The sequence below is a fragment of the Arthrobacter sp. H14 genome, assembly GCF_000520495.1.
In the GTDB taxonomy this organism is placed as follows: Bacteria; Actinomycetota; Actinomycetes; order Actinomycetales; family Micrococcaceae; genus Arthrobacter_C.
Genome location: NZ_KI914682.1, coordinates 10,812 through 20,198, shown reverse-complemented (window position 1 = coordinate 20,198; position 9,387 = coordinate 10,812). Strand labels below are relative to the sequence as shown.

At 62.9% G+C, this 9,387-nt stretch carries 10 protein-coding genes; 4 read left to right on the top strand and 6 right to left on the bottom strand.

Annotated elements, in window-relative coordinates; all coding sequences use genetic code 11:
* From Y707_RS0118025 to Y707_RS30915, 3 genes are all read right to left on the bottom strand, one after another.
* The coding region (locus Y707_RS0118025; RefSeq protein ID WP_026536106.1) for a PHP domain-containing protein at positions 1-983 on the bottom strand (983 nt) is incomplete at its 3' end.
* Between the two features lie 3 nt (positions 984-986).
* Entirely contained in the window at positions 987-1,559 is a 573-nt protein-coding gene (locus Y707_RS27330) for a DUF805 domain-containing protein (protein WP_253905246.1), read from the bottom strand.
* Positions 1,560-1,698: 139 nt separating this feature from the next.
* Entirely contained in the window at positions 1,699-1,869 is a 171-nt protein-coding gene (locus Y707_RS30915; protein ID WP_155853131.1) for a hypothetical protein, read from the bottom strand.
* 275 nt (positions 1,870-2,144) lie between these two features.
* On the opposite strand from Y707_RS30915, the gene uraD reads away from it, so the two are divergent.
* From uraD to Y707_RS27325, 4 genes are all read left to right on the top strand, one after another.
* Positions 2,145-2,639 carry a 2-oxo-4-hydroxy-4-carboxy-5-ureidoimidazoline decarboxylase gene (uraD, locus tag Y707_RS0118015; RefSeq protein WP_026536105.1) on the top strand — a complete coding sequence of 165 codons (495 nt, stop codon included), beginning with the start codon at positions 2,145-2,147 and terminating at the stop codon, positions 2,637-2,639.
* Complete coding sequence (uraH, locus tag Y707_RS0118010) at positions 2,636-2,977, top strand: hydroxyisourate hydrolase (protein WP_026536104.1); 342 nt, start codon at positions 2,636-2,638, stop codon at positions 2,975-2,977. Before uraD ends, uraH begins: the two co-directional genes overlap by 4 nt.
* Positions 2,978-2,979: 2 nt before the next feature.
* Complete coding sequence (pucL, locus tag Y707_RS0118005) at positions 2,980-3,909, top strand: factor-independent urate hydroxylase (protein ID WP_051442170.1); 930 nt, start codon at positions 2,980-2,982, stop codon at positions 3,907-3,909.
* Between the two features lie 63 nt (positions 3,910-3,972).
* Positions 3,973-5,505, top strand: a complete 1,533-nt coding sequence (locus Y707_RS27325; RefSeq protein ID WP_051442169.1) for a nucleobase:cation symporter-2 family protein — start codon at positions 3,973-3,975, stop codon at positions 5,503-5,505.
* 136 nt (positions 5,506-5,641) lie between these two features.
* Here the strand turns inward: Y707_RS27325 and Y707_RS0117995 are convergent, their stop codons facing one another.
* From Y707_RS0117995 to Y707_RS27320, 3 genes are read right to left on the bottom strand one after another with little or no spacing between them, the layout of a single operon-like run.
* Positions 5,642-7,294: an ABC transporter permease gene (locus tag Y707_RS0117995; RefSeq protein ID WP_051442168.1), complete on the bottom strand. Its 1,653-nt coding sequence runs from the start codon at positions 7,292-7,294 to the stop codon at positions 5,642-5,644.
* Positions 7,291-8,205, bottom strand: a complete 915-nt coding sequence (locus Y707_RS0117990) for an ABC transporter ATP-binding protein (protein ID WP_026536101.1) — start codon at positions 8,203-8,205, stop codon at positions 7,291-7,293. Before Y707_RS0117990 ends, Y707_RS0117995 begins: the two co-directional genes overlap by 4 nt.
* A gap of 43 nt (positions 8,206-8,248) precedes the next feature.
* Complete coding sequence (locus Y707_RS27320; RefSeq protein WP_051442167.1) at positions 8,249-8,974, bottom strand: TetR/AcrR family transcriptional regulator; 726 nt, start codon at positions 8,972-8,974, stop codon at positions 8,249-8,251.
* Positions 8,975-9,387 lie beyond the last annotated feature (413 nt).

Genomic DNA, 9,387 nt, shown 5'->3' with positions numbered 1-9,387 from the left:
GGCCACGTGGTGATAATGCGGTCTGCCGGCACGCCATTCTGTTCGGCGCGCTGGGCACCGTATTGGAGGAAATCGAGCTGGCCGGGCGCATGCGCGTCGCTGTCGACGCTGAAGAGACAACCTGCATCGAGGGCAATCTGGATCAGATCGTCCGGCGGGTCCTGCCGTTCCGGGCGGGAGTTGATTTCCACCGCGACGTTGTTCTCGGCGCAGGCCTGGAAGACCCGGACGGCGTCGAACTCGGATTGCGGGCGCTGTCCCCTCGACCCCTGCACCAGGCGCCCGGTGCAGTGGCCGAGGACGTTGGTGTGCGGGTCGTGGATGCCACCCAGCATGCGTTTGGTCATGGTGCGCCGGTCTGCCCGGAGTTTTGAGTGCACACTTGCCACCACAACTTCCAGCCGATCGAGCATCTCGACGCTTTGGTCGAGCGTGCCGTCTTCGAGGATATCCACTTCGATGCCGGTCAGCAGGCGGAAGGAGTCATCGCCGTCGTTGTTGATGCCTTCCACCAGCTCGAGTTGCTCAGTCAGCCGCTCTGCGCTGAGGCCATTGGCAATCTTGAGATTGGGGGAGTGATCCGTCATGGCCAAATATTCGTGGCCAAGCGACCGCGCGGCCTCCACCATCAGCTCAACCGGGCTGCCGCCGTCGGACCAACTGCTGTGGCAGTGCAGATCGCCCCGGAACGCTGCACGCAACTCTTCTCCGCCGTCGGCCAATGGAGTTGAGGAGCGCTCCCGCAGGTTGGCCAGGTAGTCCGGCACGCCGCCCTCGAGTGCCTGGGCGATGACCTCAAACGAGCGGGAGCCGATCCCTTTAGTCTTCTTCAGCCGGCCGTCCAGGGTCCGGTTCACCAGCTCGTCCCGGTCCAGCCCGCTGATGGTCCCGGCCGCACGGCGGAAAGCCTGCACCTTGAAACTCGGGGCGAGCTCGCGTTCGAGCCAAAAGGCGATCTCGTTGAGGGCGTCGACGGGATCCATGAATTAGACGCCCGGCTGGCCCGGGTAGCCAGTCTGTGTGTAACCCTGGGGGTACTGACCCGGATTCTGCCCCGGGTACTGGCCGGGATGCTGGTTGCCGGGATACTGCGGCGGGTATTCGTCAAACCTGGCGCCCTCAGGGTTGGCCGGCATCAACGTAAGCACCAGGACGACTAGACCGCCGACGAAAGGAATGAATGAAAACAGGTACATGAAGCCGCTGAAGTTGGCGTCATGCAGGCGGCGCACAGTAACGGCGATGTTGGGAATGAGCACGGCCAGGCCATAGATAGAGAGCAAGACAAGTGGGGCGAGGAACGCTGCCCCGGGTTCTCCCGTGACAGGGTCGGCACCGGCGAAGGCGAACGCAATGGCGGCGATGTAGAGAACGGTGATGACGATGGTGTTGAACAGGAAAGCCCACCAGTATTCGCTCCGGCTGGCCCGTCCGGAGAATGTGGCGTACTTCGTGAAGAAGCGCTTGATGGAGGCACCGAACGAGGCACCATACTGCGGTTGGTTCAATGGAGCGTCAACCGGATAGCCATACGAGGGATACATGCTGGGGTAGGTCACGGGATTCCTGTCAATGGTAAGGATGCAAGCACTCCTTACCATATGTGGCACCGCATGACCTTGCCAGCTATCGGCATGGGTGGTTATGCCCGTCGTTTTGCCGCGGCAGTTCCCTCAACCGGCGTCGGCCGCCGGCCCGTCAGCGGCGGAAGAACTTGAAGAACCGGGACGGCAGACTGCAGATCCGCGCCAGGCAGGACCCGCGCGTGGACAAAACAGGGGCGGGAAAGTAGAAATCAGGATCGGATCCCCCGGTCTCATAGAGGGCAGCAGCCGTGACAGGACCAGTATCGCTGGGTGGAGTCTTCATGGTGGTACCTTCGATTGGTTTCGTATTGCGGAATAGAAATATTGCTCTACGAAAAACAATAAGGTCGTGCGGGGTGTGGGTCAAGGGCTTCCCGGATATCCCGCGTCCAACCTCGAACATTTCATCCAGTACTATTGACACAGCCAATGTGATCAGGCTTACAATGACAATGAAATAATAATTCCGCCATACAGAAACATCGAGTCAAATCGAATTCGTTCGAGGGTAAGGGTGTTCAGCTTCTGATGGCGGAGCTGTAACGAAAGCTGACACCCATGACACTGAAGTCCCTCAATGCAGCCTCCACCGAAGAGGCAACGCAGATGCTCCGTCCCTGCGTCGACATTCCCCGCTGGATCAACGAAATTGTCGACGCCCGCCCCTTCGGGATCGAAGCTGGTCTCCTTGACTTCGCGGAGCAGGCTGCGAACCCCTGGACCGAGGCCGAGATCGACGGCGCACTGGCCCACCATCCCCGCATCGGCGAACGGGCGGAAGGCTCCTCCGCTGAAGCATCCATGTCCCGCCGTGAGCAATCCGGCGTCGCCACTTCCCAAGACACCGCTGAGCAACTGATCGCCGGCAACCGCGCCTACGAGAAAAAGTTTGGCCGCGTCTTCCTGATCCGCGCCGCCGGGCGCAGCGCGGAAGACATCCTCGCTGCCCTGCAGGAACGGCTGAACCACACGCCCGAGGAGGAGCTTCCGATCATTGCCGGCCAGCTTCGCGAAATCGCCATCCTCAGACTGGAAGGAGTTCTTGAAGCATGACACCAAGCCACATCACCACCCACGTCCTGGACACCGGAAACGGCCGCCCGGCCTCCGGCGTCGCAGCCCGGCTTGAAGCCCGCACGGCTGACGGTTGGAAGGGCATTGCCGACGGCGTGACCGACGACGACGGCCGCATCAAAAACCTGGGACCGGAACAGCTGGACGCCGGGACCTACCGGATCGAGTACCAGACAGGCGAGTACTTCCAAGCCACGAATACGGAAACGTTCTTCCCCGCCGTGACCCTGACGTTCTCGCTCACCGACCCGGCACAGCACTACCACGTACCACTCCTGCTAAGCCCATTTGCCTATTCAACATACCGAGGGAGCTGACCATGACCACCTTGACCACAGAAAACAGCACAGCCACCGCTTCAAGCCGGATCGTGCTGGGCCAGAACCAGTATGGAAAGGCCGAAGTCCGCCTGGTGAAAATCACCCGGGACACCGACCGGCACGAGATCGAGGACCTCAACATAACCTCGCAGCTGCACGGCGACTTCGCCGCAGCACACAGCGACGGCGACAACTCGCACGTCGTCGCCACTGACACCCAAAAGAACACGGTGTATGCCCTGGCGCGTGCCGGAGTCGGTTCGCCGGAGGCCTTCCTGCTCCGGCTCGCGGACCACTTCACCGGCAGCTTCGACTGGATCAGCGGCGGCCGCTGGGCGGCGGAACAGTACAACTGGAACCGCATCAACGGCCACGACCACGCCTTCTCCAAGGACAAGTCCGAGACCCGCACCGCCGTCCTGCTCGTCGACGGTGACGAGAAGCAGATTGTCGCCGGCCTGCAGGACCTGACCGTCCTGAAGTCCACCGGTTCGGAGTTCCACGGCTTCCCGCGTGACCGTTACACCACGCTGACCGAGACCACCGACCGGATCCTGGCCACCGATGTGACCGCGCGCTGGCGCTACAACACCACCGACGTGGATTTCAACGCCGTCTACGCCAGCGTCCGCAACATCCTGCTGGATGCCTTCGCGAACACCCACTCGCTGGCACTGCAGCAGTCCATGTTCCAGATGGGCAAGCAGGTCCTGGAAGCACATCCGGAAATCGCGGAAATCAAGATGTCCCTGCCGAACAAGCACCACTTCCTGGTGGATCTTGCCCCGTTCGAGCTGGACAACCCCAATGAAGTGTTCTTCGCCGCGGACCGGCCCTACGGGCTGATCGAAGCGACGGTTGAGCGCGAGCGGGCCAAAGGCCCTGGCAGCACAGCAAAAATCTGGGACAACACCCCAGGCTTCTGTTAATAACTAAAAAGGCCGGGACGCCAGCACGCGTCCCGGCCAAACAGCCGACGTGGAGGTCAGCTAATGAACGCAGTAAGCGCTACAAGAAACAACTCTAAACCAAAACGGCCACAACGACCCGAAGACGAGAGGTTACCGGTTGGCCGGACATTCGCCTACGGGTTCCAGCACGTCCTGACGATGTACGGCGGAATCATCGCACCGCCGCTGATCATCGGTTCGGCAGCCGGCATGAACACCACCGAACTGGGCGTCCTCATCGCCTCGTGTCTATTCGTTGGCGGCATCGCCACCATCCTGCAAAGTTTCGGTGTGAAGTTCTTCGGCTGCCAGTTACCTTTGGTGCAGGGAACCTCATTCGCCTCGGTGGCAACCATGATCGCCATCGTCAACGGCGGGGGAGGGATCCAGGCCGTCTTCGGCGCGGTCATCGCTGCCGGCGTGATCGGCCTGGTCATCGCCCCCTTCTTCGCCAAGATTGTCCGTTTCTTCCCGCCGGTCGTCACCGGCATCGTCATCACCACCATCGGCCTCACGCTGATGCCGGTCGCGGCCAACTGGGCGATGGGCGGAAATTCGACGGCGGATAACTACGGCAGCCTCGCCAATATCGGTCTGGCCGCCCTGACGCTCGCCATCGTGCTGCTGTTGAGCAAGGTGGGCAATGCCGCCATCTCGCGGCTGTCCATCCTGTTGGCCATCGTCCTGGGCACGGTCATCGCCGCAGCCATGGGCATGGCTGACTTCTCCAAGGTGTCGGAAGGCCCGATCTTCGCTTTCCCGCAGCCATTCGCCTTCGGCTGGCCGGTCTTTGAAATTGCGGGCATCATCTCCATGACCATCGTCGTCCTGGTGATCCTGACGGAGACGACGGCGGACATCCTGGCGGTCGCCGAAATCACCAAGTCCAAGGTTGACTCGCGGCGTATCGCCGACGGTTTGCGGGCGGACATGCTCTCCAGCACGATTGCCCCGGTATTCAACACCTTCACCCAGAGCGCTTTCGCCCAGAATGTCGGGCTGGTGGCCATTACCGGCATCAAGAGCCGGTTTGTCGTCAGCGCCGGTGGCGTCATCCTGGTGATCCTGGGGTTGCTGCCGATCCTCGGCCGCGTGGTTGCAGCGGTTCCGACGCCGGTGCTCGGCGGAGCGGGCGTGGTGCTCTTCGGCACCGTGGCCGCCAGCGGTATCCGCACCCTGGCCAAGGTGGAATACAAGAACAACATGAACCTGGTCATCGTGGCTACGGCGCTGGCCTTCGGCATGATCCCGATTGTCGCGCCGACGTTCTACGACAACTTCCCCGAGTGGTTCGCCACCATCTTCCACTCCGGCATCAGCTCCGCCGCGGTGATGGCGGTCCTGCTGAACCTGTTGTTCAACCACTTCAAGGCCGGCAACAGCAAGGACTCGTCGGTCTTCGCCGCCAGTCCACCACGGGTGGTCCTCGAAGATGAGCTGAAATGCCTCAAGGACGGCGACGTCTACAAGGACGGCAAGCTCATCGACTGCGACGGCAATGAAATCCCGGTCCTCACCGCCGAGGAGTACGAGGCGGAAGTGAAGGACGCCAAACCTGAGAAGGAAAACTCTTAGCGCCGGATCCCTTCAAACGTATCCAGCACATTAGCCGCACCAAGGGGGAGTACGACGGCGGGTGGTCAGGGTATTGCCCCGGCCACCCGCCGTCGTACTCTTGTTTGGACTCAAGCCTCCATAACAAGTTTCCAAATCACGCCTCCAGGTCACGTTTCCGGAAAGCGAGCGTGCCTGCGGCGAACAGCGCCACCGCCGCCACTGACATCCACAGCAGCGGCACGGCGTCGACCTCCGTGCCGGGGACCTGCGCCACCAGGCCGAACGGCTCGGCGTCCAGCACGGCGTCGGGCAAATTCAGCAGGGGGCCGTAGATACCGATCAGGATCGACCCCACCAGCAGCAGCCAGACCCACCAACCACCGAGGCGCAGCAGCCCATAGGCGAGGACTGCCAGTCCGGCGAAGAACAGCACCACTGGCAGGTAGGCCAGGGCCGTAAGTGTGAAGTCCCAGGCCAAGGATGGCTCACCTATCGAGGCTCCGGCACCGGCTCCAAGGCCGAACCCGGTCACGCCCAGCAGCACCGTGCTGCCCAGCGCTGTTACCGCGAGCGAGCTCAGCAGCCAGTGCGGCCGGCTCATGTTCGTGGCAAGCACGGCACCGGTCCGGCCCTCTGCTTCCTCCCGGCGCAACCGGTTCACGGAAATCACAGCATAAACGGCGACCGCCATGGCGAAGGTTCCGAGGAACGTCACCAGGGTTCGACGGAGCACATCCCCGCCGCCGAGTGCGCCAAACATCTCGGCGAACTGCGGCTGGGATTCGAAACTGTCGACGATTCCCTGCCCCATGGAGCCGGTCAGCGCGGCGAACACGAACAGCCCGACTGCCCAGCCGATGATGCTTCCGCGTTCCATCCGCAGGGTCAGCCCGGCAGGATGGACCAGTGCCGCGGTGGCATTCGCCCGGCCCAACCGGGCCGGAACCAGCCCCGCACCGACATCGCGTCCGGCTGCAAGCAAGTAAGCACCGACCAGCAGCACCACGGTGAGGCTGACGCAGAGCAGCAGCGGCCACCACCGAAGGTCCACAAACGCCCGGGTCTGCTGGGCCCACCCGATGGGGGAGAGCCAGGACAAGGCGCTGCCGCCGAGTTCCTGCGCGTCGCCGACTCCGCGCAGCACGTAAGCCAGTCCGAGCACAGCTCCAGCCATTCCGGAGGCGGTCCGCGCGTGTTCGCTCAGCTGCGCGGTTACAGCCGCGACGCTGCCAAAGGTCAGCCCAACCAAACCGACGCCGGCGGCCACGGCCAGCGAATCAACCCCCTCGAGCCCATTGCCCACCAGCGCAATCATGAGCAGAGCCGTTACGGCCGCGTTGGCAATGGCCACAGCGATCAGCGCCGCCGTTAGCGGCGCGTGCCTGCCGACAATATTGGCGCGGATCAGTTCGGTCCGGCCCGTTTCCTCCTCGGCGCGGGTGTGCCGGATCACGAGAAAGATGGACATCAGGGCAGCGGCGGCGGCGAGCATGCCGAGCAGTTCGTTCGCGAGCATGGCGCCCAGGGTGTAGTTTTCCACACCGTAGCCGGGACCGGTCATCATGGCTCCGGCCGGATCCTTCATGATGGCGGCCCGGGTCTGCAGCGCAGCCTGGTCCGGATAGGCGATCGGGATCACCAAGCCGAAGTAGCCGATCAGCCCGGCCATCGACACTGCCCAGACCGGAATCCGCACTCTGTCCCGGCGGAGCGCAAAGCGGGTCAGTCGGCCGGTCGCAACCAGGTTCCCGCCGTCGTCGCGGTGACTGTGCCGCATTGCACGCGAGGCGGTCATCGTGGCGGTCATGACTGCTCACCTCCTGCACCAACCGCGGCACCGTTGCCGTAGTGGTGGACGAAGAGCTCTTCCAGGGTCGGGGGAGTGCTGACCAGGGAGCGGATCCCCAGCGGCAGCAGCCGTCCCATCGCAGCCGGCAGGGCGTCGTCGTCGACGTTGAACAGGACGCGGTCACCGTCGCGGCGGATATCGTGCACCCCCGGCAGGCTCTCCACGGAAGCGGCGTCGCCGTCGCAAACCACTACGACGGAGGTGCGGTGCAGGTGCCGCAGTTCGGCGAGCGTCCCAGTCTGTACCGTGCGGCCCTGGCGGATGATGGTCACCTTGTCGCAGAGCGATTCGACCTCGGCGAGGATGTGGCTGGACAGCAGGACGGTCCGGCCGGCGAGCTTGGCCTCGCGGATGCATTCCTGGAACACCAGCTCCATCAGCGGATCGAGCCCCGATGTAGGTTCGTCCAGGACCAGCAGTTCGACGTCGCTGGCCAAGGCTGCGATCAGCGCCACTTTCTGCCGGTTGCCTTTGGAGTACGATCGCGTTTTCTTGGTCGGGTCGAGGTCGAAGCGCTGGAGCAGCTCATCTTTGCGGCTCCGGTCGAGTCCGCCACGCAGGCTGGCGAAGAAGTCGATAGCCTCGCCGCCGGTAATCTTCGGCCACAGATTCACATCGCCCGGGACGTACGCCAGTCGGTTGTGCAGACCGACTGCCTTTTGCCACGGGTCCTGACCGAACACGCTGACGTCACCCGCATCGGCCCGCAGCAGGCCGAGCAGGACCCGGATGGTGGTCGACTTTCCGGCGCCATTAGGGCCGAGGAAACCGTGGACTTCGCCCGGCTCCAGCGTCAGGTCAAGCTCATCGAGAGCGCGCACGGAACCGAACGACTTGCTCAGTTGCCGCACATCAATAACTGCAGACATGGGAAACACCTTTTTTCGATGGTTGAAACTTCTTTTTTGAGTGTCAGGGCTTGTCGTCTCCGGGTGCGTCGGTGGAACCCGCGTCCTGTTCCGGCGGACCGGGTCCATCTGAACCCGGTGGATCCGCATACATCAGGTAGGCATCGAGCATCGAGCTGTCCGTCATCAGCCCTTGGGTGTAGAGCTCGGCCGTCGGCAATCCCATCCGGTCGATGTAGCCGCGCAGCATTCCGGCGAAGTCGGACGGGTCCTCGGGCGGGTTCAATGCGAGGTCGAGCATTAAGGCGCCGAAGCCCTGGACCGTCACGAAGCGCGCGCGTGCTTTCTCGTCCCGCGACGGGCGGATCGTCCCGGCGGCCACGCCATCGGCTATCCATTCCTCGGCGTCGGCCACGAAATGATCGATGAACGACTTAGCGAGATTGCCGCCGGATTGAAGGCTCCGCAGGGCATAGCCGACCAGCGGTGCGGATTCCTCCACGGAGGCCATAGCCATCAGCATCTGTTCGGCTGATCCGGCCTGGACGCCCTTTTTCTTATATTCGCGGATCATCCGAAGCACATGTTCATCGCAGGACTGCCGCAGCCCTTCCTTCGAACCGAAATGATGCAGGATCAACCCCGCGCTGACACCGGCATCCTCGGCTATGGCCCGCACACCGGTGCCAAATCCATTCCGCCCAAACAGCCCGATAGCGGCATCCCTCACCCGGGCACGGGCCGTCAGGTCGCTGGTGTCTCCGCTCGCTGGTTCCTCGACTGAACGCATGTTCAGTATTCTAAACCTGTGTTCAGTCGAGGGCAATAGATTGATGGCGCGTGGTCAGAAGTTCTCTTGTTTATTGCATGACGGAATCCGCCTCTCCTGTTGTGGAAGTAGCGTGATGCAGGTTACAGTTGTGTGCAACGTCTCAAAGCTGGGGCGGACCGACCATGTGATTGGCCAAGCTCCATGAGAATCACTGCATCAACAGGTGCAAACCGGCATCCGCGCGTGCGCAGGACCCGGAAACAGCATCCGCTGCTCTGCCGCAGCGAAGAGCGCCGGCGCGGTGACCGCGCGTCCTGGCCTCCCGAAGCCCTCATCTCCTAGCGTTCTGCCGGCTGCCATTTCCGCGGCCGCCCCTGAGCGGACCTTCTTCGTCCGCCGTCTCATAACGCTGCCGGATCGGCTCGACCGGA

Coding starts and splice junctions, on each gene's coding strand:
- Y707_RS30915 (WP_155853131.1), bottom strand. CDS start 1,869: ATGAAGACTCCACCCAGCGATACTGGTCCTGTCACGGCTGCTGCCCTC.
- uraD (WP_026536105.1), top strand. CDS start 2,145: ATGACACTGAAGTCCCTCAATGCAGCCTCCACCGAAGAGGCAACGCAG.
- uraH (WP_026536104.1), top strand. CDS start 2,636: ATGACACCAAGCCACATCACCACCCACGTCCTGGACACCGGAAACGGC.
- pucL (WP_051442170.1), top strand. CDS start 2,980: ATGACCACCTTGACCACAGAAAACAGCACAGCCACCGCTTCAAGCCGG.
- Y707_RS27325 (WP_051442169.1), top strand. CDS start 3,973: ATGAACGCAGTAAGCGCTACAAGAAACAACTCTAAACCAAAACGGCCA.
- Y707_RS0117995 (WP_051442168.1), bottom strand. CDS start 7,294: ATGACCGCCACGATGACCGCCTCGCGTGCAATGCGGCACAGTCACCGC.
- Y707_RS0117990 (WP_026536101.1), bottom strand. CDS start 8,205: ATGTCTGCAGTTATTGATGTGCGGCAACTGAGCAAGTCGTTCGGTTCC.
- Y707_RS27320 (WP_051442167.1), bottom strand. CDS start 8,974: ATGCGTTCAGTCGAGGAACCAGCGAGCGGAGACACCAGCGACCTGACG.